Genomic DNA, 25,935 nt, shown 5'->3' with positions numbered 1-25,935 from the left:
TTACAGAGCGGTTGAATAGGCGGCTGCTAGGGCGAAATAATGCGGCGTATTTCACGCTTGGAACCTTTGGTTTCCCAAGCTTCTGCGCCTGTTGTTTCCGGAATAATCCATGGGCTATTCCGAGTCTAAGGGAGCAGGAAGATGCCGGGCGCATGACATTTTATAACGAACGACAAAAGAAATGAGGACTTGCAAATATACGAGGCGTAGATACTGGCTTTGGCTAAAGCCGGAGTCATAGGCACTGCTCGGCCAGCTTTTTTGAAACAACGCATAGGAGCCGGTCGCGCTGTGCAACGTATTGCACGATCCCCCCAGGGCTTTTTCTGACGCACTACGCTTGGTCAGCAGGCCCGGATAAAGACGCACTGACCGGGACACGGCAGGGCACTCTTACATGGCCCAGATAATTATCTGGGCAATTAGCCGGAAGGACGCTCAACCGATACTGGACTCAGCTAATGGCTTTCCAATCGGGGCGGAGCGCTTCATCCGGCACGAATAACGAGAACGGCATAATCTGCAGAAGCTGCCACAAGGTAGCCTGGCAGTACTATGCCCATCATCAAGGTATTTCAGAATCACTCATAAACTACATCAAAAATGAAACACTTATCAAAAAAGAAAAAAACATCGGGCTGGCCGCGAGCGCTGCACGCCCGGTTGGTGCAAACCCTCAGCGTTGTGTTATTTGCCATACTGGCCAGTCAGCCCCTGTCCGCTCAGTGCGACCTGGCCTGTAATGGCGGTAGCCCCAACTCCCCGCTGAACATTCCCGTCAATGGAGACTGCAACGTGGAACTGACCCCCCTGGATGTGCTGGAAGTGCCGATCATCTGCCCCGGCGATAAAATACTTACCATACGGGATACCATGAATAACATCATCGTTTCCGATACCAGCCTGGTTCTGTTTGACCCCGCTCCCTACGCGGGGCAAGTCTTGTCGGTAACCGTAACGGATGTCCTCACCGGCATCTTTTGCAACAGCTTCATCCGGGCAGTAGACATCAGCCCCCCGGTGATCAGCTGCGTAAATGACACCATCAGTTGTATCTCGGATACCTCCGCCGTTGTATTAGGCGTTCCGGATGTGACGGATAACTGTTCTAGTGATATTACCGTAAACTACTTTGATAATTTCACCAACTTCACCTGCGCCAATGACAACAAAGCGATACTGGAGCGCGTGTGGAATGCTGCGGATGAGCAGGGCAATACCTCTTCCTGCTCCCAGTTTATCTTACTGCAGCGGCCTGATCTGAATACCGATCTTGACTTTCCGTTAGATACGCTGCTCAGTTGTGAAGTAGGGCCACCAAGCCTCAATATGACCGGGCAGCCGGAACTGTTTGGCATCATCATCGAGAATACGAATACGTGCGACCTCAACGTGACTTTCAATGATGACACCCTCAACCTTTGCGGCAATATTGAGTACCAGATCCAACGTACCTGGACGGTGACTGAGTCTTGCTCCGGCACAATGGCTACCGACCTGCAGCTCATCACAGTAGTAGATACGGTGGCACCAGAGATTACCTGCCCGGGGCCGATTACGGTTTCTACGAATACCGGGGCCTGCTGGGCTACAGTGACCTTGCCTGCACCTACCGTTTTAGACGATTGTGACCCGAATGCAACCTTCTTTGTCAGTACCTCATTTGGTGCCGTCGGTGTAGGGCCTCACTCCTTCGTACCGGTAGGGACGCACACCATTCAGTATTCCTCCGTAGACTTCTGTGGCAATACCCGGAGCTGCACCACCACGCTCAATGTAGTAGACCAGGAAGTGCCCACTGCGGTTTGTGAAGAGACCACAATCGTTAGTTTATCCAATAACGGGCAAGGTACCGTCTTCGCAGGCTCCTTCAATGGTGGCAGTAACGACAACTGTGCACAACAGCTCTTCTTCAAAGCCCGCCGAATGACCACTGGCAGCTGTGCGGGCCTTAACGGGGATGACTCCAACATTCCCGGCTACCAGGAATGGTTTGATGACAACGTCAGCTTCTGCTGTGAGGAAATCGATTCCACGAATATCCGGGTGATCATGCGGGTATACGAAATCAATCCGGGGAGTGGCCCCATTGACCCTACCCGGCAGCTCCCGGGCGGCGACCTCTTCGGCCACTTTGCCGAATGTATGGTCAATGTGGAAGTCCAGGATAAGCTCGCCCCCATAGTGGTTTGTCCGCAAAATCAAACCATAGACTGCACCGATGATTACAGTGACCTGAGCATCTTTGGAAACGCAAGCGTGATGGACAACTGCTCAGCAGTGGTGTCCCTGGAAGAAACCGTAGATGTGGATGGCTGCGGTGAAGGAACAATCACCCGGACTTTTTCAGCCGTAGACCCCTCCGGGAATATGGGCGGTTGTATTCAGACTATACAAGTGGTGAATCAGAACCCGCTCAGCCCAAGCCATATCGACTTCCCTGATGATTATACCCTTACTATTTGTGGTGCGCCAACTGATCCGGATGATCTCCCCGACGGCTTCGACGAGCCGGTGATTACGGACCCGGGCTGCTCCATGATTGGTGTAAACCATACCGATGAGTTTTACGATGTCGCCTTCCCGGCTTGCTATAAAATATTGAGGGAGTGGGTGGTGCTCGACTGGTGTCAGTACGATCCGGAAAACCCCTCAGCGGGCGGGCGGTTCTCAGATGTGCAGGTCATCAAGGTTGAAGACCTTGACCCTCCGGTCATATCCTGCCCGGATGATGTAACGGTGAATATGGGCTCTATGTGCGGGCAGGGGCCGGTGGCGCTGCCAGATGTCACTGCGGACGATTGCAGCACCAATATCCTGATCACCAACAACTCGCCTTATGCAGGTGTAGGTGGGGCAAACGGCAGTGGCGTATACCCTGAGGGTGCCACGGTTGTTACCTTTTTTGCAAACGACCGCTGCGGGAATGTCTCTACCTGCCAGGTGGAAGTGACGGTCGAAGATCAGACTTCCCCGCAGCCGGTTTGTATCGTTGGCTTGTCTGTCAACCTTGCTCCGATGAACGGAGAACCTATGGCGATGATCAGCGCCGGTGCCTTCAATGGCAGCACAACGGATAATTGCACCCCTGCTGATGAGATCAAGCTGTCGATCCGCCGGGCCGGCACCGGGCAGCCCACAACACCACAACTGACTTTCACCTGCGAGGATGTCGGCAACCAGATGATTGAGTTTTGGGCAGAAGACGCCTCTGGAAACAGTGGGCATTGTTTAACGGTCATTGCCGTGCAAGACAACAACGGGGTTTGCCCGCAGGCAGCTGGCGGTATGATTGCCGGTGAAGTGACCACCGAGTCCGGACAGTATGTGGAGGGGGTCATGGTGGAAGTAATGACCAACGACCCTATGATGGCTTACACGAGCAACAACGGCTTCTTCGAACTGCTGGGCGTGCCCTTTGGCGGGAGTTACACCTTGCATCCTGAGCGCAATACCGATCCTCTGAACGGGGTGTCTACGCTGGACCTGTTGTTGATCAGTCGCCACATCCTTGGCGTACAGCCCCTCAATACACCCTACAAAATGATCGCAGCGGATGTCAATCGCTCTGGTTCGATCTCGACCCTGGATATCATCGCCCTGCGGAAAATGATCCTTGGGCTGGAAGTTGAGCTGCCTAACGGCAATACCTCCTGGCGCTTTGTAGATGCCAACCACATCTTCCTGAACCCCAACAACCCTTTTGCCACATCTTTCCCCGAAGTGGTCAATATCAATGGGTTTGACCAGGACCATACGGACGCCAATTTCGTTGCCATCAAAGTGGGGGATGTAGACGTCTCTGCTTCGCCCAATGATTTCTCAGATATTGATGAGCGGGACCCAGAAGGCAGTATGATGATTAATGTACCCGATGTAAGCGTCAATGAAGGGCAGGAGTTCACCATCCCATTTTCCACCACAGGGCTGAATGCGGTGCTGGGCTACCAGTTTACCCTCCGGTACAACACGGAAATACTGGAGTACATGGAACTTGCCGCCGGCCCCGTGCCGGGCATGTCTGGCACCAACTTCAACCTGCAGCAAACCCACGACGGCTGGATCACAACGAGCTGGAATCAGTCGGGTACAACGCCGGGTGAAGGGCAGTCTGAGCTCTTTGCCATCACCTTCCGCGCCCGTCAGCCAATAGCGTCCCTGGAAGAACTGCTGAGCTTCACCAGCGTGCCAACTACTAAAGAGGCCTACGACATGGAGGGCAATATCATGGATGTCGGGCTCAACTTCGGCGAAGCCATTTCCTCCTCAGGGAGTGTACGGGTAGAAGGGTACGAATTGTACCAGAACCGGCCCAACCCCTTTAGTACCAAAACTGTGATTGGCTTCAAGCTGCCGATTGCAGGGGAAGCGAAGGTGACGGTGTACGATATGGCTGGTAAAGTCCTCTTCCATCAGGAAGGCTACTACGATGCGGGCTCCCACGAGCTCATCATCAAAGGGGACGACTTGTCTGCTTCCGGCCTGCTGTACTACCAATTGCAAACTGCGGACTATGCCGCCACCAAGAAAATGATCCTGATGAATTGATAAATCCCGGTAAGGCACCCTTTGTGCAACCGCTGAGCGCTAGCCTTCCCAACTGGACAGACGGGTGCACAAACGGGTAGCCAGGCCAGCTTCGTTTGACTATTGACGACAAAATGTTTACCATTCGCCTCCGTTTTCCCAGCGGGGGCGAATTTTTTTTGCAAGACTTAGCTTTAATTCGTATCTTGTGATCGAAAATTCATCCCCCCGTATTTTCTGTTTATTAGGAGAAACGATGAATACAGTTCCCCCCACGGTATTCAATTTCTCCACGAGCTTTGAAAGGCTAGGTTACAACTTAACCCAGCCAAAAACAAGGAAGATGGCAGCTCGCTGTCGTCTTCCTATTTTTACCACATCATACCAGAGAAAATCGCCTCAATTTTTGCAAGCGCTGTACCCGGCGTACCCATGAGGCATATCTACCCAGGCATTATTGCCTTCCCTTTGCGTTAATAAACGCTATCTAATAGACTAAGAATATTCGTGAGCCGTATCAGCGGTCGGTGAAGTGCGGAAATCGGAGTAAGCAGATTAGAGCTTGCCTCCGGGCTGCAACTTCACTCATGTCGGTCGCCGTCATGCCTGCACATCCCCCCCCCCCGGGTTGACGCCTTTTGGTTATACTCCCCTCGGTCGCGCGAGGTAAGTATATATACTACTTGATTTTGCCTGTTCACAATCATAAACCCATATGAAACTTCAAAACCAAACCCTGATTCTAGTTTGTGCCCTGCTCTTCGGCGGGCCACGCACCCTGACCTACGCTGAAAGCGGCCCGCTTTCTGACCCTATTGCACCCACCGCTATCTGTGACGATGAAGTCACCGTCTCCTTAACCACGAATGGCGAAGCGCTCGTTTTTGCCGGGACTTTTGACGAAGGAAGTAACGACAACGCCTGCTTCTCCGGCGTAAAAGTCCGCCGCATGGGGCAGAGTTATGCCGCCTATGGCCCTTTCGTTATTTTTGATTGCAACGACATCGGGCAAACCGTCATGGTGGAATTATTGGCCATTGACTGTTCCGGGAATACCAATAGTTGCTGGTCTTCAGTAACGGTAGAGGATAAACTGGCGCCAAGCTTGCACTGCCCGCCTACCCAATCCGTGGCTTGCGATCAGTCCACCGATTGGGACTACGCAGGCGCTCCTTCCGCTTTTGATAACTGCGGGGTTGCCAACCTGGTATTTAATGACCAGGAGAATACGAATAACTGCGGGTCCGGGCAAATTGTCCGCACCTGGACCGCAACCGACAATTATGGCAATACCAGCTCCTGTACGCAGACCATCTACCTGTATGACAATACCCCGGTAGAGGTGCACTTTCCTCCGGATTATACCACCTATGCTTGCACAACGATAGATGATCTGTCACCGGAAAACCTGCCCGCACCTTTCGACCGCCCGGAAGTGTGGTACGAAGACTGCGAGCTGATTGCTACCAATTATGAAGACTGGGTCTTCACGGCCGCTTCGGAATCCTGCGTGAAAATCCTCCGGGAGTGGCGTGTGATCGACTGGTGTACTTATGAATACGGTGGAAATACCGGGATTTGGAGCGCAACCCAAATTCTGAAAATTCAGGATACCCTGCCACCGGTTTTTACCTGCCCGGATGACCTGATCGTACCCACCTCCTTCACCAGTTGTGAAGCCAGCTTTACCTTGCCTCAACCTACGGATATACAAGACTGCCTGCCTGGTGTAGCCGTTAGCGCATTTGGCGATTTGGGCACAGGGATGCAGTTTTCCGGCGTACCTGTAGGGACTTACGAAATGAAATATGTACTGGAAGATGGCTGCAACAATACCAGCAGCTGTGAAATTACCGTCACCGTAGAGGATGCCACCGCGCCCACTCCCGTTTGCCTGGAGGGCGTGGCCATAGCGCTCATGCAGGGCGGCATGAACGAGCTTTGGGCATCAGATATAGAAATTGGGAGCAGCTACGATAACTGTACGGACTACGAACACCTGGAACTCCGCCTAGGCTTCGAGCCTGCTCCGGGGCAGACTACCCCCCCATCAAGCGATGTGCTCCCTTTCACCTGCGACAACCTGGGCATGAATGTCATTGCGCTATGGGTAGGTGACAAGGCTGGTAACTGGGGCTACTGCCTGACAAGTGCGGTCGTGCAAGACAATGCAGGGGTTTGCAGCCCGGACACCACCGCTGCTGACCCCATGGCTGCCATCGCTGGTCATATCTATGACTTCCAGGGCGATAAAATCCCGGGTACGGAGGTGCGCCTGAATGGGCTGGATATGGCAATGACCGACACCCTCGGCGACTACCTGTTTAGTGAAATGCCAATGGGGGGCAGTTATGAAATTACCGCTCAAAAAGCAGATGATCCGCGCGATGGGATCACGACAGGCGACCTGCTGGCTATCGCTCGCCACCTGATGGGAGTGGATACCATAGAGAACCCCTACCAATTGGCGGCTGCCGATGTAAATCAGTCGGGTACGCTGGATTCAGACGATATTATGATGCTGCATTTTATATTGCTCGGCGTGCAGCCCGGTTTGGCAGACGACCTGGGCTGGCGGTTTGTCCCTGAGTCTTTTGCTTTTCCGGATGACAGCCTCATGACGATGGGGTACCCGGAGTCTATTCTGATTGATACTCTGGGAGCGGATTTCATGAACGGGCACTTCGTAGGCATCAAACTGGGCGATGTGAATGGCAGCGCAATAGAGGACACCTCCGCCACATTCAGTACGCTGGAAAACCGTAGTCATTTGGTGGCCCGCATGCCGGTACAAGATCAGTATCTGCAGTCCGGGAAAACTTACCGTATTCCGGTATATGGCCCTTCCGCAGCGGAGGCGTTCAGCGGGGGGCTGCTGCACTTGACGCATCCGGGAATGGAAGTGGTAGCAGTGGAAAAAGGTGCCGTTGGGGCAGTTTTCTCCAACGCCACTACGGGCAGCTCAACCACGTTGAGCTGGATCGGCTCTCCAACGCCGCATGAGCCTGTATTTGTGCTGCGGGTTAAGTCTGGAGTATCCGGTTTGCTAAGCGCCTCCCTTGCACTATCAGGCGATAGCCGTACTGTACAGGGGCATCAGGAACATGCCGTAGCGCTGGACTTTGGCACATCTTCCTTTGCCCCGAGGGTAGAGGTCCTGCCCAATCCCTTCCGGGAACAATTGCTGTTGCGTTATAACCTGCCTGCAACAGAGGTGGTAGAGCTACAGATTTGGAATACGAATGGGCAGATGGTGCTGCAGCGGTCCCGTCCGGCCTTCAAAGGCACGAACGAATGGGCGCTGCCAGTGCATCAGTTACAAACACCCGGTACCTATTTCTTCCGGTTGTCGTCAACAACCCTTCAGCATCAGGGCCGGTTGGTCCGTATGCCATAGCAGAAATATGTTTTAGAACTTATTAGACTTGATGCGTCGGGGATCATTGCAGGGTTAAAATGGCTCTTTCCTTCCCACGCGATGCCTTTTTTTAGTCACTTAGCTAGGGCTAAGCTTCTAAAGAAAGCCTTTGCGTGGTTGAAAACAGCTCGTTTTTCCCACTACGCTGACCCGGCGCATCAAGTCTATTGTTTAAGTGTAATGGAAGGGCAGGGCCTAGCGGTTGCTGCCCTCTTTTCGTAGCTGATTCCCGTACTTTTGAGCTACCAAAAACGTATATTTGGAAGATGACAACGGAAGCACAACTGTCGGACTGGAAGCGCACCTGGCGCACGCTCATCACCGAGAGCATGGGTAGGGCATTCGATAGTATTGAGGACCGCTTGCCGGCAGAGTGCCCTAAAGCGAATGAACTCCTTTTGCTAAAAGCACAGCTTAACGAAGCCAACCGGGCTAAAGTCATGGGTGTCAAATCCAGCGAAGACCTGCAATTGGATTATAATCGTATCCGCCTGAATTTACTGGAATGGATTGATGGGCTGGAAGTTGCTGATTTTAGCCCCCCTTCTGCTGGCATGAAACCTAAGGGGCAAGGTGTACTGTTGCACAAAATCCCCCGTCAGATGGAAGTGGGCAGGGAAGAAATCTGTGTCATCCGCCTGGCTTACGACCGCGCCGTCATTGCGGATAACCTTGAACTCACGGATGCAGTGGAGGTCAAAGAAGTGAAGGTGTCAGAAGTCATGGAGGCCGAGCTGATCGATGCCAACAGCGAACCCGCTTTCCACATCCGTACCTACCACGATGAGCGGCAGTTCCTGGAGGATGATACCTACACAGAGTGGAAGTTTTATGTGGAGCCCATACGGGAGGGCACTTTTCGCCTGCTGCTCAAGCTGACAGTGATTGAAGAAGTGATGGGTGCCCGGGAGCACCGTAATATTACCTGGGAAGAGCAGGTGCAAATCGTAACCGAGGCTGGGGCAACGGCCCCCGCAACGTTTACGGTATCCGGGATCGCCCTAACCACAGCGGATACCGCTCCGCTAAGCCCCCGGACGCTGACCGGAGGGGGCAAGGCAGGTGCACCTTCACCATCCCGTAGTGCCAAAAAAGAACCCTCCAAGGATTGGCACGATGTGGTGCCTCAAGAACCCGGTCAGCCTCCTAGTCCGGCACCCGTGACGGCCCTGCCCAAAAGGCGAAGTCTGTCCCGTCGCTTATCCATAGCCGCAAGCCTCATTTTGATTGTTGGTTTTGGTGGGCTATACTGGATGTCTTCGGGCAGTATGAATACTACGGAGCAAGCCACTCCAAATGAAGAACAGCCGGGTAGAGTGGTGGAGCCGGCAGTAGACGAACCGGCGGATTTGCAGTGGTCAGGCAACTTGTCTGACCGAAGGCCAAGGCGCACGGCCCCGCTGCCGCCCCGTCCGCAGGCCACAGCTATCTTTGAAGTTTGTGTGGCAGCCTCCGGGGAAGTGGTGGACGTAAAGCCCATGAAAAACCGGGGCAATGATGGCGCATGGACGGCCCAAATGGCCAAGAGCCTCAGACAGTGGACTTTCGAGCCTGCCACCGGGGAAACCTGCGGTTCGGTTACTTATCGGCCCGAATAATCTGAATTCTTCGGAAGCTAGTCGATCAAAATTGTCCATCTTTGGACTTCTGACTTCTTTTACCTTTAAACCAAACAGGCCTCAATGACCTACGACAATTTCACCACCAAATCCCAGGAAGCGATTCAGAAAGCCCAGCAGATTGCCGGCAATTCAGACCAACAGCAAGTAGGGACGGCCCATCTCATCCGGGGGATTCTGGAAGTTGAAGAAGACGTTGCCACTTTCCTGTTTAGTAAGTGCGGCGTGACGATGACGGCATTGCAAGCAGGTATAGATAAAGCCATCAAGGCGACGCCCAAAGTAAAAGGTACCGAAAAGCAATATTTAACCAAGCCTGCTAATAAATCGCTCAGCCGGGCTAAGAAACTGCTGTCTGATTTCGGGGACGAGTACATCTCGATTGAGCTAATGCTAATGGGCATTGCGCTGGGCGATGATGAAACGGGGAAACTGTTGCAGGAGGAGGGCGCTACGGAAGAAAAAATGCGCGAGGCTATTCTGGAGTTGCGCAAAGGGCGGAAAGTCACCGATCAAAGTGCCGAGAGCGGTTACAATTCTTTGACAAAATTCGCCATCAACCTCAATGAGCGGGCGGAGTCCGGTAAGCTCGACCCCATCATCGGGCGCGATGAGGAAATCCGGCGTGTGCTCCACATTCTCAGCCGCCGCAAGAAAAACAACCCCATCCTTATCGGTGAGGCAGGCGTGGGCAAAACGGCGATCGTTGAAGGCATTGCCTGGCGGATCGTGCAGGGCGATGTGCCCGAAAATCTCCGCGAAAAGAAAATCCTCACCCTCGATATCGCTGCCCTGATTGCCGGCGCCAAATACAAAGGTGAATTTGAGGAACGCCTGAAAGCCGTCATCAAAGAAGTGGCCGATTCTAATGGAGAGGTGATCCTGTTTGTGGATGAGATCCACACCCTCATCGGTGCCGGCGGCGGCAACGGAGCCATGGATGCCGCCAATATCCTGAAGCCGGCATTGGCCCGGGGCGAGCTGCGGACCATTGGCGCCACGACCCTGGACGAGTACCAAAAGTACTTCGAAAAAGACAAAGCCCTGGTGCGCCGATTCCAAACGGTCCTGATTGAAGAGCCGAGTGTCGAGGACACGATCTCCATTCTCCGTGGTTTGCAGGAACGGTACGAAGTGTACCATAAAATAGAAATTCTGGACAGCGCCCTGATCGCTGCTGCCGAACTGTCCCACCGCTACATCGCTGACCGCCACCTGCCGGATAAGGCTATTGACCTGATCGATGAGGCGGCTGCCAAGCTTCGCCTGGAGCTCGACTCCGTACCTGAAGAAGTGGACGAATGGGACCGGCGCGTACGTCAGTTGGAGATCGAGCGGGAGGCCCTCAAGCGGGAAGGCAACGACCGTAAAGTGGAAGCCATTAACGAGCGGATTGCTAACGCCCGTCAAAAACGAGATGGTATCCGGGCCACCTGGCAGAACGAAAAAGAAATTGTTGATACCATTCAGGGTATCAAAAAACGCATGGAAGGGCTGGAGACCGAAGCAGCTAAGGCAGAGCGCAACAGTGACTTCGAGCTCGTAGCCAAAATCCGCTACGGGCAGATGCAGGAGGAGGAAGCCATGCTCAAAGCCGCCGAAGAAAAGCTGGATGAGCTGTCTGAGGAAAAGCGGTTTACCAACGATGAGGTCTCCGGGGATGACATCGCCGAGATCGTATCCCGCTGGACCGGCATTCCGGTCACCAAGATGATGCAGAGCGAGAAGGATAAACTTCTGCGCCTGGAAGACGAGCTCCACAAACGCCTCATTGGGCAGGATGAAGCCGTACGTGCCGTGGCGGATGCCGTGCGGCGGAGCAGGGCCGGGTTACAGGATGTAGACCGCCCCATCGGCTCTTTTATTTTCCTGGGCCCAACGGGAGTGGGTAAAACAGAACTGGCAAAAGCCCTGGCGGAAGTCTTGTTCAATGACGAAAAGGCCATCACCCGTATTGATATGAGCGAGTATCAGGAGCGGCATGCGGTTTCCCGCCTGGTGGGCGCGCCTCCGGGCTACGTAGGCTATGACGAAGGCGGGCAGCTGACCGAAGCGGTACGCCGCCGCCCTTACTCCATCGTCCTGCTGGATGAAATCGAGAAAGCCCACCCTGATACCTTCAATGTCCTCCTGCAAGTGCTCGATGATGGCCGCCTGACCGATAATAAAGGGCGGGTGGCGAATTTCCGGAATACCCTCATCATCATGACGTCCAATATGGGCGCAGAGGTCATCCTGGAAAACTTCGAAGACCTTATTGAGCTTCCGGAAGACAAACAACCGGAAGTCCTGCAGGCGACCAAAGAGGAAGTATTCGACCTGCTGGAAGATGAACTGCGCCCGGAGTTCCTCAACCGCATTGACGAGCGCATTATGTTCCTGCCCCTTACCCGGGACGAAATCAAGCAGATTTTGCACCTGCTGTTGCGCAAAGTGAAAAAAATGCTGAGCGATCAGGGCATGTCCATTGAGCTTACACCTGCTGCTGAAGACTTACTGGCGGAAATGGGGTACGACCCTCAGTTTGGGGCACGCCCTATGAAGCGCGTCCTGCAAAAGGAAGTGGTCAATGAGCTGTCCAAACACGTCCTCTCCGGCACTTTTGCCGCCGGGGATATGATCTTTGTGGATGTGGAGGGCGAGGAGTTGACTTTTGGGAAGAAGTAAGGGCTGTTCAGGCTCTTCGAACCGCTTTTACAAATTCAGCCAGCTTTGCCTCGTCCAGCTTTCCATCGGTGCGCACCCCGCTGCATAGGTCAATACCGTAGGGCTGCACCTCCTCAATGGCCTGCCGGACGTTTTGAGCGTTCAGTCCTCCTGCGAGAAAGACGGGTGCCTGTGCCTGCCTGGCAATACGCCGACTTAGCGACCAGTCGTGGGTACGCCCGGTACCGCCCAGTTCCTTGATTTTAAGATGGGGGTTGCCGCTGTCGAGCAGCAGTGCATCCACGTTGACAGACAAGCGGATGGCTTCCTCTACGGAGCCTTCATCGATCACATGAACCACTTGTACAATCCTGACGGCCGGTAGTGCTGCCCGGATATCCGCATAAGTACCTGCCGACAGGGCATCCACCAACTGTAGGGTATTGGTGTGGACTTTTTGCTGATGTGCGATGATGTCTGCCGCTTTTGTCTCGCAGGTCAGTAAGAACGTAGCAATGGGTGGTGGCACTGAGGGTGCAATTTTGGCAATGGCATCATTGGTCAGTGTCCCTGGCCCGCTGGGCATAGGCCCGACAAGGCCAATTGCATCTGCTCCGTACCGTATGGCGAGCTGTGCTTCTGCAATACTGCTGATGCAGCAAATTTTGATCTTAGGCATCATTTTCTAGCGTTTTTGTTTCCACTTCCGGTCGGCCAATACTGGCCCGCATGAGAAAGTGGACCATTTCCCACTTTTATAATACCCTTCGGGCAATCGGCTTCACGCGCACAATAGCTACACTGCAATGCGCCCGCTCAGTTAGCTGGGTGGTAAAATTGCCAACCACCATCCGTTCCAGAAAGGCCACCTTGGTCGTTCCGACAATCAGCAAGTCAAACGCCTTGGATTGCTCAACGAGGGTGTCGATAGGGTTATCGGATGCCAGCACCTGCGTATTATAGAGAGCCCGGGCGGAGTGCCGCTGAATGGCTTCAATGAAAATTTTGCCGGACTCCGCCTGCTGGGCGGCCGTGAAGTCTCCGGGCAGAATATTGAGAAAGGTGATGTTCCCGCCAAACTGTGTAGCCAATGCACCCGCCAGGCGCACCATCAGGTTGAGGTTGAGGCGGCTGCCCAGGGATACCGCAATACGGCGGGGCTGAAAGGTTTCTCCCGAGCGCTGAAGGCGGAAGAAAATAAAATCAGTAGGTGCTTTGTTGAGTATTTGCTCCAGCAGGTTTAAAGTAGCGGGTTTGGCAGATTTGCCCGCATACCCCATCACCGTGATGTCGCAGCTCTCCTCTTCCGCAGCGTGGACAATGCCCATGCCGAGTTTGTGTGAAGCCCGGATGACGGGCTTGACGGTCACACTATTTACCGTAGGCCATAGCGCAGTGCGCTCCAGCAACTCCAGAGACTGATCGGATTCCGAGAGGGCGGTTCTGAAGTCGACCTGTTCGGGGGTATTCACGACGTGGAGCGCGATGATTTCTCCACCTTTTGCCGCCAGCAGGGCGTGGCACAATTCGAAAATGCTCTGCTGCGTGTTGGGATTGGCTACGGGCATGAGGATGCGTTCCGTGCTCCTCAAATGAAGCCGTGGCCGTTCGTCTGCCAGCGTTAGTTGCAGTCCGGTTTCTTGCCGGAAGACGCGCTTGCGGGCGTAAAAAAAGTAGACCGCCCCACCGATGAGCGTCAGCTGCAGGCCAAATAATAGCGACAGCCAATCGAGGGTAAAGAGCAGGCCAAGGTTGCAAATCAGCGTGAGTTCGGGCAGGATCTTCTTCCACAGCGCTTTGGGGCGGTGCTCCGGGCGGTTGCGGTAAATGTGCCGTAAGGCTAAGGAGACGGGCAGTAGGGAAACCAAGAGGCAGAAGTTGGCGGCTTTGGCAATAAAGGCCAGGTCAAAAAGCAACAGGAAAACCAGGATCAACCCTCCTCCGGTCAGGATGGCTGCCCGCGGGGTTTTGTCCCCCTCGTGTACCCTGCCCAGCAGGTCTGGCATAAACCGGTCCCGGCCCATCGCGTAGATTTGCCGCCCCTGCGATAGAAGGGTGCTGTTGAGTGCGCCGGCCGCCGCCAGAATGCCGCCCAGGGAGATCAGGAACCAGCCCGCACCGCCAAAAACAGCAGTAGCAACATCGGCGAGGGGGGCACTGCTTTTTGCCAGCTCCTGCCAGGGCACCACCATAATGCTTACCACTGCTACCAACAAATAAAAGGTGAATGCAATGCCCATAGACAACTTCATCGCTTTGGGGATGGTCACTTTAGGGTCACGGATTTCATCGGCATTATTGGCAATCAACTGGTAACCGAAGAAGGAAATGTAGATGATACCAATGGCATTGAATGTGCCAGCGTAGCCTGTCTGAAAAGTGGGGGTGGCGAGTTCGGGGCGCAGGAAGAAGGCTGCACCGATCAGTAGGATTGTGAGAATGGCAAGGTTGCCCCACGTCAGCAGATTCTGGATGCGGTCGGCCCCTTCCGTACCTTTGGCATTCAGGTAGGACGAAAGCAACACTAGTGCCCCGGCGGTTGCTTTTACCCCGAAAGCGGGCACCGTGTAGCCAAAAATCGCAGTAAAATACTCTGCGAAGCCAATGGCATAAAGCCCACAGGCGAAAACACTGCCCAGTGCCAGAAACCAGCCTGTCACAAAACCGCCCAGGCTGCCCAATGATTGATAGGCATAGGCGTAGCCTCCACCGGAAATGGGGACCAGCCGGGCCATCTCTGCAAACAGGAGGGTGGTCAAAAAAGCAAGCCCTCCGCACAGGATATAAGCAATCCAGACCGAAGGGCCCGCTACGCCCGCTGCCAGCCCGATGAGGACGTACACGCCTGCGCCCATAAGCGCGCCTACGCCAATGGTGGTCGCTCCAAACAAGCCCTGGGTGCGCTCAAAGGTGACCGGGATGAGTTTTTTGTGAAAGATGTCGCGTAAACTATTCGCCATAGTGCTGTTGGTTTTGGGTATCGCTCAAACCAATAACAACACGGGTGAGGATTTTGCCTACAACTCCTTCAGGTTTATCACTTCAAAATTCCGGACGGCAAAGTAATCATCCAGCCCATAGTCAGTATTGATGACAATACCCCCCAGTAGTGTTACATGATTCCCTTGGAACTCCGACTTTGTATCGTTGATATACTGATGGATCTTTTGGTCAATCACCTTGTAGGTCGCCTCTGTAATAGCCACTTCCTGATTATCAGCAGCCATGATTTCGTCCCGGTAGGGTAGAAGGCTTTTTTCCAGCGTCATCTGCTGATAGTCATCATCGTTTACCTGAGGAGTGTAGCTGCTATCTTTGCGGAAGCGGTCGAGTGCCAGCATCAGCGCGCCACAGGAGTTGCCAGGGTGGTCTTGCCGGGGCCGGTACATCTTCCCGGCTTCTCCTTCCAGGGTCACGCCAATATGCGGGCCGTAGAAGATAAAAGCAGAGCCGTCATCGGGGATATGGTGTGCAAAGGCCGTCATACCGGTTTGTCCGGCAAAGGGTATACCACCCAACCCTCCCATAATGAATGGGCCGAAAAGCACACTGAAAAAAGTAGTAGACGGCACGTTGATGTCATCGGAGCACAAAGAGGTTGCCATGAGTACTTTAGACACATCGAGCCCGTACTCAGATTGCATTTTGCCCATATACCTGATGGAAGTGTCTTTGGCATCAATCGCATTGGGAAAGTGCCCCTTGACGATCTTGTCGAATTTTCGTTGTAACATGTCAATAGTATTGGTGAATGAAATAGGCTTTCAGTAGGGGTATTACCGGGCGGGCAAGTTAGTGGTAACCTGGTGTGGCTTCAGTAATGTTGTTCACAAAAAAATAGTGACCTCTCCCTAAAGATAAAGCTCAAACGGGAAAAGTCACTATTTCTGCCTTTAAATACCCATTAACTCAGAGCTCCAAACATGCTCTCAGTTGGGTATCAGGAGCACATGCGAAAAAGCAGGAGGCTATTCCTCGCTTTTCGCCTCCTCCTCCAGATCGAGGGGCTTTCGGGGCAGCAGCTCATCGCGCATCGCCGTGTGCATGACAAAAGAGGCGATGATGGTTGCGGCTTGCTTCAGGTCGTCCTCCACCAGGTGGTCCAGGTTATCCATATTGGAATGGTGGGTACGGGTGAAGTACGCCATCGGGTCCTGTATGAACTGAAAGCCCGGGATGCCTACCGCGTCAAAAGCCAGGTGGTCGGTGCCCCCGGTATTGGACAAGGTAAGTGTACCGGCTTCCAGGTCCTTGAAAGGCTCCAGCCAGGCCCGGAAGATAGGGCTCACCGCATGATTGCCTTGTAGGTGAACTCCACGGATTTTACCGGTACCGTTGTCCAAGTTATAGTACGCCGATACTTTAGCCTGTGCCGGCTTGATGGACTGCGGATTGTAAGTGCCTTCCGGAAACTCCGCGTAGTGATTGCCCACGTAGCCCCGGCTGCCATACAGCCCTTGCTCTTCGCCGGTCCAAAGCGCCAGGCGCAGGGTACGGCGGGGCTGAATGCCCGTTTCTTTGATAACCTCCTGCAGGATGCGGGCGGCTTCCATCATGACCGTGGAGCCGGCACCGTTATCCGTGGCTCCGGTAGCGGCGTGCCAGCTGTCAAAGTGCGCACCGAAGATAACCACTTCATCTTTGAGGTCGGTGCCCGGGATTTCAGCAATGATATTGCGCTCCATCCCTTCATCCGGATTGTAGTACCGGGCCTTCAGGTCCAGGCTTAGCTTCACGGGGATGCCCTGCTGCAACAAGCGGAAGATGCGGTTGTAATGCTCAACGGCAAGGGTGATTTGAGGGACCACTTTGGCATCGTCATCGCGGTAGCTGCCCCACTCGCCCGTGCGTGCGCCGGATACGAAGACCGTGCCGAGGTCGCCCTTATAACTGCGGTCGAGCACCGCAATGGGCGCTTCTTCAGCCAGGGTCTCCCACAGGTATTTGTTGAAGGAGAACCCTCCGGTGGTATTGTAGTTGCGGCGGGGCCGTGGTGTCGGCAGATCGGCATTGGCCATATCGAGCAGCTCGTCACTGTCGTACCGGCGGGCCGGGGCATCAAACCACTCGTCTACCGAGCGCAGGGTATCCACCAGCACAATCTTGCCTTTGAGTTTGCCCTTATAGGCATCGAGTTCTTCTTTGGTATTGGCTTCCAGGTAAATGACCTCAGCCTCTTTGGCACTGACGGAAGGCGACCATGCTTTAGGCACCCCGATGATAGACCAGTAGGCAGGCGTATGCGCGTGCATCTCAAAGTGCTGCAACTCCCAACTCCGCCCAAATGGGCCCCATTCTTCCGTGTGAACATTATCCATGCCCCATTCCTTGAGTTGGGATACCGCCCATCCGGTTGCCTTTTCCAGCATAGGGGAACCGGTGAGGCGCGGTCCGTAGACATCCATCATGAGCTGAGCGGTTGTCATGGCCTGGCTTTGGTCTAGTCCGTGCTTACGGATTGCTTCCACCAGTTCTTCATTGACCGGCTCCTGGGCTGATAGCCCCAGAGTGCCTATCAGGAAAGCTAAAGCAAATAGTAGTTTTTTCATACAAGTCTTTCTTTTTAGTGTTCAAAATCAGTCCGCTAATTTAATAAATGCCGGGGGGCTATTCCTGCGAATTTTGGTCAGCTACCCGCCGGCGCATTGCCTGAAAAGCCTTACCTTACGGCAAAATGGCACTATGCAGGCGCGATTGCTACAAATTGATACGGCCCTTTTGAGCCAACATGTCCTCATCCGACGCTTCCGCGAAGGGGAAGGTGCTGCGCTATACGAATTGGTGGAGGACAATTACAGCTTCCTTTACGATGCTTTCCCAAGAACATTGCGGGAAATCAGTGATGTGGAGCATGCCGAGTTCTTTGTACGCCGCAGCTTGGCCGACTGGTATTTACAGAACGGCTATTGCTTTGGGATTTGGCACAACGAAACCACCCAACTCATCGGTATGGCACGCCTCTTTCACATCGACTGGGAAACGCCCAAAGGAGAGGTCGGCTACTTTATCGACCGGGAATACATGGGGCGGGGGCTGATGACCGAAGCTCTGCGTGTTGTGCAGCAGTTTGCGTTCAAACAACTGGCACTGGAAAAGCTGATCCTCCGTACGGCCATGGAAAACGTGGCCAGTCAGCGCCTGGCGCGCAAGTGTGGGTTCCGGCGGGAGGGCGACCTGCGGGGCGACTTCCGGAAGCTTAGCGGCGAGCTGATTGATACGATGCTTTTTGGGCTCACCCGGTCTGAATATTTAGGGATATAAACTCAACCTCAAATGCCTCTGTCCACTCCAACTCTGGCTGCGGAAGCCGTCCTGTTTGCAATCCATTCCGCTATCAAGCTCAGCCGGAATATTCAGCGTGCGTATGCGCAGAGCCTGCAAGGCCGTATTCTGGTACTCCCCTTACCGGATTTTGATACCAACATCGATCTGTCGACTATGATCGCCTTCTTCGAATGGTCACCGGAGCTTTTGGAAGGTTTTGATGACCTGCGGAAGCTGCACGGGCGGGCGATGCAAGACCTGCAGTTGCCGGCTGAAGAACTACAGCGCTACCGGCAGTACTACCTGGGCTTTAAGCAGGTAGCCGAAGGGAAAGTCCTGGAGCTGCAAGCTCCCGATTTGTGGAACCTCTTCAGAGTCCGGCAGTGGCAGGAGGGTTATCTGGAGCGCGATAGTGCCTTGAAACTGGTGATGGGCAGCCTGGTCGAAGTCGGTATCGACTACTTCCTGGATGTGCCCGGCGCATTGAACCAACATTCTTCCCGGGGGCGTATACTCCGCCACTTCCTTAGCGCCTTTGATGAGGTGCAGTTTGCGGAAGGGGCACCGCTTTATGAGCAATTCAATGCCATCATGCTGCCCCGCTTGTTTGCCGCTGCTGCGGAAACCGTGGGCGAGCTGACACCGGAAGTGAGTGAAGACGAGAAGGTACAGTTGTTTATTCGCACGACCACCCGGCATATTGCAGAAGATCTTTACGAACGCTCGGTACAGCTGAGCTTTCAGGAGCAGGAGACGATCATCAACTGGGGGCAGTTGCTGCTGCGCAGCAGCATCCGGCATGCTGGCGAATTCGTTGCTGCCAATCCCGAACTGCTGTTTGATACTAACTACCCAACGAGCCGAATCATAGAGCGGAGCACCGGCGTACTACTCCGGGCCATCCTCGACAGCCCGGGCGATCAGGTCAGCCTCAGAGAAACCCTGAGTGTGCAGACGTTAGACGAACTCGTGCAGGTAACGTTGGAGGTGGTTGCCCGTCATCCCCGTCTGATTACCGGAGCACAACGCCTGGAAGACCTCATCACACAGACTGCCAAAGCTCTGCAATCCGCTGATTTACAACAGCCTGAGGTGTTGCCGGACATTCTGCGGATTATTCTGCAACAGTCCGCCGGGCAATTGATGGTCCTTTGGCCCACCACCGCAGGGACGGCAGAACACCTGCTGGTCAATGCGCTGCGGCAAATACTGACGGTCGTCGCCAATAATGCTGAAGCGCAGGGCTGGAATACCGTACTGACCAAAGAGGATTGGCGCGACCTCCTGGAGTTCCTGCTTGCGGAAGTGGTGGCCAACCCGGGCTGGATTGAAGAAGAGGTACGGGGCCGTCCGGTACTGGCTGAAGTGGTGGATGTGGTTTTCCGTGCCCTGCGGCATTTGCCGGAAGGCGAGCGCCTCTCGCCGGAAGTGCTGCATTTTATGATCCGGATCAGCCTGCGGACCGCCCTGACAAGTGAGGCGGTGCTAGACACCCTGCCCTGGAGCACCGATGAACGGGAGACGATTATCTTGGAGCAGGCCTTGCAGTTGGTCTTCATCGTCATTTACGATAAAAAAACACCCAAGCTCAGCCGCCTGGAGCTGTTGGAGGAGCTGCTGGAATACGTACTGGAAACCATTATTGCCGAGCACCCCAATCGCGCCGGTCTGGTACTCACCGAGCTGGTCTTGTTTGAAAGTGGCATGGTCTACGAGCAGGGCTTTGATGCTGAACTCGCAGATGACCTGATCGATGCAGCCCTGCTGGCTTTCGCCAACTATCCGGAGCTGGTCACGCAGAACGAAGGCATGCAGTACCTGGTGCGCAGCCTGGCTCGTGCCGTAGATTCGGCAAGCCTGCGGCAAGCTGGATTGCTGCCATTTTTATTACGGCTCGTATTGGAAAAGACGGGCGAGCATGCACATGTGCTCATTGATGCCGAGACGGGTACGCCCCGCCACCTGCTGGTTATTGCTACCCGGGAAATACTGGCGGCACTGACCCAACGGGAGGACCGGGAAGGGCGCTGGCGGCCGGGGCTCAGCCCGGAGCAGGGGATTTATTTGCTCGAATTGCTGCTGGAAGAAGTGGTGCGTTATCCTGATTGGGTAACGGGCAGGGTAGGGCAGCAAACGGTACTCCGGACGGTCCTGGATACGGTCTTTGATGTGCTGGAGACTATACCTACAGGCAGCCGCCTGTCTGCCGGGACTTTGGAGCTGATCGTTCAGAGCAGCTTGTACGCCGCAGTCCGGAGCCCTAAAGTACTGGCAAAAGTGACCTTCGCCACAAACACACTGGAACGCAGTATTCTGGAGCATGCCCTGCGGATGGTCTTCAGCTTCGTGTTTCCCACCGGGGTCAATAGTACGCCTACCTACCGTTTGCACCTGTTGGAAGAACTCCTGGCCTATATCCTGGATGGTCTTCTCCTGCGCTACCCCAACGAGCGCGGCCTCATTCTGATCGACCTGGTGCTGTTTGGCCAAAACGGTTTGGATTTCAGTGAAGGTTTTGATGAGGCACAGGCGGACCAACTGATAGAATCTGCCCTGATGGCGCTGGATCAGTACCCGGAACTGGTGGCCCGTGACCGGGTACTGCAGTTGTTGGTTTCAGATGTTGCAGGAGCACTCCGCGATAGTGGTTTGGGAAAGCCCGAGCTGTTACCCGAGCTGCTGCGCTTAACGATTGAGCGTACCGCTCACAACCTGCACCTGGTACTGGATATCGACGAAGAAGAGCCGGTTAGCATACTGGTGGTTGCTTTGGAGCAAACCCTCAAAACGATTGCCGCCCCGCCCCGCTCCGGTAAGTGGAAGCCCCGCCTGAGCCAGGAACAAATTCTGGATATTCTGGAGGTGGTCTACGAAGCCGTACTGGAGCACCCGCAGTGGGTGGGTCCGGAGCCATTGATTTACGAGGTGCTGGAAGCCTTCTTCCGGGCGTTGGAATCTGTACCCGTGCGGCAGCCTTTGCCCTACCTTTTACTGCGCATGCTTCTGCAATCTTTGCTGGAAGCCGCCCGCAGCGACTGGCGTTTCCTCATTAGAGTACAGGCTACGGAATTCGGGCATTACCACATATTGATGCGCTTTGCTTTGGAAGACTTGTTCATACTGCTCTACGATCCGGAAAACAATAAGGCGACCCGCTGGCACTTGTCCCAACGCCCGGTCATTGAAGCCCTGACGGGCTACTTCCTGCTTCTGGTTTCAGAAGAAGGCGGCAACCTGGAGGCTGTCGCCCGTGCCAAAGCTCGGGTTCAGGAAGTGGTAGCCTTATGGAAACAAGACTTCCGACGTACTTTCGAAGAAGTATTGGAGGTACTGGGGGCTTAGTTTGAAAAGCCTGCCGGAGAGTTTTTATGCAGGCAAGTGTACTTTTTTGGGGTTTCACGCAAAGTCTGCAGACTGCTGCGCAAAGTCCGGTGAGGTTGGCTGTCCAGGGGTCGAGGGCGAGTGCCCGAAATCTTCTTTTTCTTTTGCGTTTTTCATGCTGCTAATCTCGTGGTTTTTTGACACACACATTTTTAACAGTCCCGCCACTTCGTTTACGGAGCAGTCTCCCAATTTCACGTAAAGCTCGCAAAGCGTGGCGAAAGCCCCTCCGCGTGCCCCTCCCTCTCAAGTTCTTCCTATATTCCAGCACCTCATAAAAAGTCATTTCTTATCTTGTGGCAGGAGTCGTTAAGTTGATTCGGAGATCATGGACTAACTGAGTACTCCTGATAGCCTCACACTATTTTACGACAGAGCCCTTGGTATAGCTATTATGCCCTCGTTGGTATCATAATTGTAATCCCTATGAGAAATTTAAACCCACTCCTCGTTCTGCCCTTATTCATCCTGCTTGGGCAGGCTTGCCAACCCCAGTCGTCACCCGTAGCGCACGAAGAAGCCTACGAGGAAGAAGAGCCCAGTGACTGGCTGTTCCGGCAACGAGCTTACCCCGATGGCATCAACCACGCCGTGTACAAGCGCGGCGCACAGCAGCACCAAAAAGCCGTCGCTCAGCAGCTGTCCCGCAGCCCACAAAACGCAAGCTGGAACTTTGAAGGCCCCATGAATATCGGCGGCCGGATTACAGCCCTTGATGTACACCCGGATTTCCCTGATACCATCTGGGTGGGCGCTGCCTCCGGAGGCGTCTTCCGCTCCTACGACCGGGGCGACACCTTCGAGCCCGTATTTGATGACCAGATTAGCCTCTCGGTTGGCGATTTGGACATTGCCCCTTCTGACCCCTCCACGATTTATGTAGGCACGGGCGAGGCCAATGCCGGTGGCGGCTCCATAGCCTACGATGGCGTGGGGATGTACAAAAGTACTGATGGCGGCGCTACCTTTGAGCCCATTGGGTTGGAGGAAAGCGGTAGTATCGGCCGCCTGGAGGTCCATCCGAACGATCCGGACCGGGTCTATGTAGCAGCAATGGGCCGGTTGTATGGTGATAACCCCGAGCGGGGCGTATACCGTACCGGAGATGGCGGTGCGACTTGGGAGCAGGTATTGTACGTGAATGACTCCACCGGAGCCATCGACCTGGTTTTGCACCCTCAGCATCCGGATACGATCTATGCGGCTACCTGGGAACGGGTGCGCACGCCTGGCTATTACCGCTACGGTGGCCTGAGTTCGGGCATCTACCGCTCTTACGATGGTGGCGATACCTGGGAGCACCTCACCAACGGGTTGCCGGGTGGGGCGACCGGGCGCATTGGGCTGGCCCTGTCCCCGGCGAACCCGCAAATCATCTACGCTCAGCTGATTGATACCATCGGGTTCCTGCAAGCGGTGTACCGGAGTGACGATGGGGGGGATAGCTGGTACGATGCCGGCACAAGCGGCGTGAACGGGCCCGACTTCATGTGGTGGTTTGGACGTTTATTTCCCCACCCGAATCTGCCGGAGACCGTTTTCCTGCCCAGCCTCAGGCTCTACCGGACCGATAACGGTGGGCACAGCTGGTCCAATATTACGGGCAATCTGGTACATGTAGACCAGCACGATCTTTACATTGACCCCAATAACCCGGATTACATGGTCTTGGGCAACGATGGCGGGCTGTACATTTCAGAAGACGATGGAGCAACCTGGTCGCATAAGCCCAGCCTGCCGATCACCCAGTTTTACACCTGCGATATCGACAACCTGAACCCCAACCGGCGATTTGGGGGCACCCAAGACAATGGTACCATCCGAACCACTACCGCCGGGTTGGACGACTGGGGCTTGATCTGGAGTGGCGACGGCTTCCGCTGCCTGGTCGACCCCACCAACAGCAACTTTGTCTACCTGGAGTCCCAGCGTGGGCGATTGCGGCGCTCCATTGCCGGGGGCATGCCTTCCTTTGCTGCGCTGAATGGCATCATGAGTGGTGACCGGCGCAACTGGAGCACGCCAGTGGCCCTGAACCCGGTCAATCCCAACAGCCTTTATTATGGCACCTACCGCCTCTACAAATCCACCAACCGGGCCATATTCTGGAATATCCTGAGCGAAAACCTGACAGGGCCGGAAGAGCCCGGCAACCTGGTCTACGGCACACTAACGGACATCTCCATTTCTCCTGTGGACACCAATATTATTTACGTGGGTACCGACAATGGCTTTGTGCAAAAGAGCACCGATGGCGGCATTACCTTCGAGGAGGTCTCCACCAACCTGCCTAACCGATGGGTGACGCGCGTAGCCACGAGCCCTGTAGACAGCCAGGTTGCATACGTGACCTTTTCCGGTTACCGGTTTGATGAATACCTGCCGCATGTATTCAGAACAGAGGACGGCGGGCAGACCTGGCAGGATATCTCATCGGGCCTGCCCGAAGTACCGGTCAATGAGATTATTATTGACCCCGACCACCCTGAGCGCCTGTACCTGGGCAATGATGTGGGCGTTTATATCAGTTACAACGAAGGGCTCACCTGGCAGCCGCTGGGCTTCGGTTTGCCTCCGGTTGTGATTGGTGACCTGAGCCTGCACCTGCCTACACAAACCCTCTACGCCGGTACTTATGGCCGGTCCATGTACAGCATCAACCTGGAAGACTTGCCACAAGTGGGCGGTGCTATTACCGGCGCTGTCCGGACGGCTTTTGACGAGCCTGCGAATGCCACCGTCACCATTGAGGAGACCGGTACGGTTATCGAAGCCCAAAACGGCGCATACAGCATCATCGGCCTGCCGTTTGGGCAAAGCGTGACCCTCAACTTTGCTAAAGACGGAGATGATACCAATGGCGTATCTAACTTTGACCTCATTCTGATTAGCCAGCATATTTTGGGCATCAACCCCTTAGACAGCCCCTACCTGCGCATCGCTGCGGATGCCAACAACTCACAATCCATCACCACCCTGGACCTGATTCAGCTGCAAAAGCTCATCCTCAGCCTTGATGATGAGCTGCCCAATCAGGACAGTTGGCGGTTGGTGCCCGCAGATCATGATTTTTCCAATCCGGAAGATCCCTGGGCAACGCCTATTCCTGACAATCTGTCTATCGACAACCTGCCTGCACAGCCCGTACCGTTACCGGATATGATTGCTATAAAAATCGGGGATATTAACGGAGACGCACAACCCTAGAAACTCAAAAAACCAATACCTATGCGACCTATGGCCCGTTTGATTTTATTATGGATTACCGCCGCCTTGCTGTTGCCTGCCTGCGCCATGCGGCACCTTGACTTAGCACAGAAAGCTTTTAATGAGGGCGCTGCTACGGAAAACCAGCAGCGTTTTTCGCCTCAGACTGACGTGTTTGTTTCGCCAACTTTGTCTTATGCCACCGCCTACCGACACATCAGCAAAGCTGCGAAAAAGCGGAGTAAGCTTCAAAAAAACAACCTACTGGGCAGTGCTTTGGCCCTCAAGGCGCTCTGTGAGTGGAAACTGAACGATTACGAAGCCTCAAAGGGTTCTGCCCGAAGCGCGTTGCAGGCCCTCAAAATTATGGAAAACGAAGCGGGCGTCCGCATGTCCCGGGACGAAACCCTGATGAAAGCCCTGCCTGATATCCTGGTGCTGGATCAGGTACGCAGCGACCTGTTTGCTTTTCATCAGGGTGCCGTCAACTTCGAAGCAGCTAAGCAACAGTATCAGGAGCAGGTATTTAATAATGCTGACGGGGCAGCTGCAAATTTGGAGGGCGCCCTCAACCGCCTGCAGCAATTAGAGCCTGCTGCCGGGATAAGTACCGAAATGGAAACCTATCTCGTACTGGTGCAACTGACCGGTTTGAAAACTTGGGCTAAAGGCATCGATTTCCTGCGGGAAAGCATTACTGAAGACCGGAGTTTGACGGCAGAAGGCCGGCGGGCCGCGACGGACTTCTTTTTGGAGGAACGGCAGCAGCAGCTTGCTCCACGGAAAGCCGTCTTGCTGGCTGAACTTTCAGCTTTGCTGCCCAGTGGCATGGGGCACGAGCTGTACCAATTCTGGGACAGCGTGCTGTAAAAA

Annotated in this window: 12 protein-coding genes; 8 read left to right on the top strand and 4 right to left on the bottom strand. The window is 54.5% G+C overall.

Annotation, left to right across the window (positions count from 1 at the left end):
• Positions 1–603: 603 nt before the first annotated feature.
• The 4 genes from RIC19_RS17110 (at position 604) to clpB (ending at position 12,231) form a co-directional block, all read left to right on the top strand.
• Positions 604–4,548: an HYR domain-containing protein gene (locus RIC19_RS17110; protein ID WP_350179565.1), complete on the top strand. Its 3,945-nt coding sequence runs from the start codon at positions 604–606 to the stop codon at positions 4,546–4,548.
• Positions 4,549–5,242: 694 nt separating this feature from the next.
• On the top strand, positions 5,243–7,924 hold the full coding sequence (locus RIC19_RS17105; protein ID WP_350179564.1) for an HYR domain-containing protein: 2,682 nt from the start codon (positions 5,243–5,245) through the stop codon (positions 7,922–7,924).
• A 287-nt stretch (positions 7,925–8,211) separates the two neighbouring features.
• Positions 8,212–9,543 (top strand): hypothetical protein, encoded by a 1,332-nt coding sequence (locus tag RIC19_RS17100; protein WP_350179563.1) that lies wholly within the window; start codon positions 8,212–8,214, stop codon positions 9,541–9,543.
• An 84-nt stretch (positions 9,544–9,627) separates the two neighbouring features.
• The gene (clpB, locus tag RIC19_RS17095; RefSeq protein WP_350179562.1) at positions 9,628–12,231 is read left to right on the top strand and encodes an ATP-dependent chaperone ClpB; all 2,604 of its coding nucleotides are present in this window, start codon (positions 9,628–9,630) and stop codon (positions 12,229–12,231) included.
• Positions 12,232–12,238: 7 nt separating this feature from the next.
• On the opposite strand, the gene RIC19_RS17090 is transcribed toward clpB, so the two are convergent.
• From RIC19_RS17090 to RIC19_RS17075, 4 genes are all read right to left on the bottom strand, one after another.
• On the bottom strand, positions 12,239–12,892 hold the full coding sequence (locus tag RIC19_RS17090) for a phosphoribosylanthranilate isomerase (RefSeq protein WP_350179561.1): 654 nt from the start codon (positions 12,890–12,892) through the stop codon (positions 12,239–12,241).
• Between the two features lie 73 nt (positions 12,893–12,965).
• Positions 12,966–15,170: an amino acid permease gene (locus RIC19_RS17085; RefSeq protein ID WP_350179560.1), complete on the bottom strand. Its 2,205-nt coding sequence runs from the start codon at positions 15,168–15,170 to the stop codon at positions 12,966–12,968.
• 57 nt (positions 15,171–15,227) lie between these two features.
• Positions 15,228–15,944 carry an LCIB family protein gene (locus tag RIC19_RS17080; RefSeq protein WP_350179559.1) on the bottom strand — a complete coding sequence of 239 codons (717 nt, stop codon included), beginning with the start codon at positions 15,942–15,944 and terminating at the stop codon, positions 15,228–15,230.
• 234 nt (positions 15,945–16,178) lie between these two features.
• A complete protein-coding gene (locus tag RIC19_RS17075; RefSeq protein WP_350179558.1) occupies positions 16,179–17,759 on the bottom strand; it encodes a M28 family peptidase in 1,581 nt (526 codons plus the stop codon).
• Positions 17,760–17,892: 133 nt separating this feature from the next.
• Here RIC19_RS17075 and RIC19_RS17070 point away from each other — a divergent pair, with 133 nt between their 5' ends.
• The 4 genes from RIC19_RS17070 to RIC19_RS17055 all read left to right on the top strand — a co-directional run bounded on the left by RIC19_RS17070 (position 17,893) and on the right by RIC19_RS17055 (position 25,932).
• Positions 17,893–18,471, top strand: a complete 579-nt coding sequence (locus RIC19_RS17070; RefSeq protein ID WP_350179557.1) for a GNAT family N-acetyltransferase — start codon at positions 17,893–17,895, stop codon at positions 18,469–18,471.
• Between the two features lie 12 nt (positions 18,472–18,483).
• Positions 18,484–21,816 carry a hypothetical protein gene (locus tag RIC19_RS17065; protein WP_350179556.1) on the top strand — a complete coding sequence of 1,111 codons (3,333 nt, stop codon included), beginning with the start codon at positions 18,484–18,486 and terminating at the stop codon, positions 21,814–21,816.
• 465 nt (positions 21,817–22,281) lie between these two features.
• The gene (locus tag RIC19_RS17060; protein ID WP_350179555.1) at positions 22,282–25,062 is read left to right on the top strand and encodes a VPS10 domain-containing protein; all 2,781 of its coding nucleotides are present in this window, start codon (positions 22,282–22,284) and stop codon (positions 25,060–25,062) included.
• A 21-nt stretch (positions 25,063–25,083) separates the two neighbouring features.
• Positions 25,084–25,932, top strand: a complete 849-nt coding sequence (locus RIC19_RS17055; RefSeq protein ID WP_350179554.1) for a hypothetical protein — start codon at positions 25,084–25,086, stop codon at positions 25,930–25,932.
• The last annotated feature ends 3 nt before the right edge of the window (positions 25,933–25,935 follow it).

The organism is Phaeodactylibacter sp., assembly GCF_040219495.1.
Taxonomy (GTDB): domain Bacteria; phylum Bacteroidota; class Bacteroidia; order Chitinophagales; family Saprospiraceae; genus Phaeodactylibacter.
This window is presented reverse-complemented; position numbering and strand designations above follow the sequence as displayed.

Excerpts from the sequence above, each read along its gene's own strand:
- RIC19_RS17070 (WP_350179557.1), top strand. The coding sequence starts at position 17,893 with ATGCAGGCGCGATTGCTACAAATTGATACGGCCCTTTTGAGCCAACAT.
- RIC19_RS17065 (WP_350179556.1), top strand. The coding sequence starts at position 18,484 with ATGCCTCTGTCCACTCCAACTCTGGCTGCGGAAGCCGTCCTGTTTGCA.
- RIC19_RS17105 (WP_350179564.1), top strand. The coding sequence starts at position 5,243 with ATGAAACTTCAAAACCAAACCCTGATTCTAGTTTGTGCCCTGCTCTTC.
- RIC19_RS17060 (WP_350179555.1), top strand. The coding sequence starts at position 22,282 with ATGAGAAATTTAAACCCACTCCTCGTTCTGCCCTTATTCATCCTGCTT.
- clpB (WP_350179562.1), top strand. The coding sequence starts at position 9,628 with ATGACCTACGACAATTTCACCACCAAATCCCAGGAAGCGATTCAGAAA.
- RIC19_RS17090 (WP_350179561.1), bottom strand. The coding sequence starts at position 12,892 with ATGATGCCTAAGATCAAAATTTGCTGCATCAGCAGTATTGCAGAAGCA.
- RIC19_RS17080 (WP_350179559.1), bottom strand. The coding sequence starts at position 15,944 with ATGTTACAACGAAAATTCGACAAGATCGTCAAGGGGCACTTTCCCAAT.
- RIC19_RS17075 (WP_350179558.1), bottom strand. The coding sequence starts at position 17,759 with ATGAAAAAACTACTATTTGCTTTAGCTTTCCTGATAGGCACTCTGGGG.
- RIC19_RS17110 (WP_350179565.1), top strand. The coding sequence starts at position 604 with ATGAAACACTTATCAAAAAAGAAAAAAACATCGGGCTGGCCGCGAGCG.
- RIC19_RS17085 (WP_350179560.1), bottom strand. The coding sequence starts at position 15,170 with ATGGCGAATAGTTTACGCGACATCTTTCACAAAAAACTCATCCCGGTC.
- RIC19_RS17055 (WP_350179554.1), top strand. The coding sequence starts at position 25,084 with ATGCGACCTATGGCCCGTTTGATTTTATTATGGATTACCGCCGCCTTG.
- RIC19_RS17100 (WP_350179563.1), top strand. The coding sequence starts at position 8,212 with ATGACAACGGAAGCACAACTGTCGGACTGGAAGCGCACCTGGCGCACG.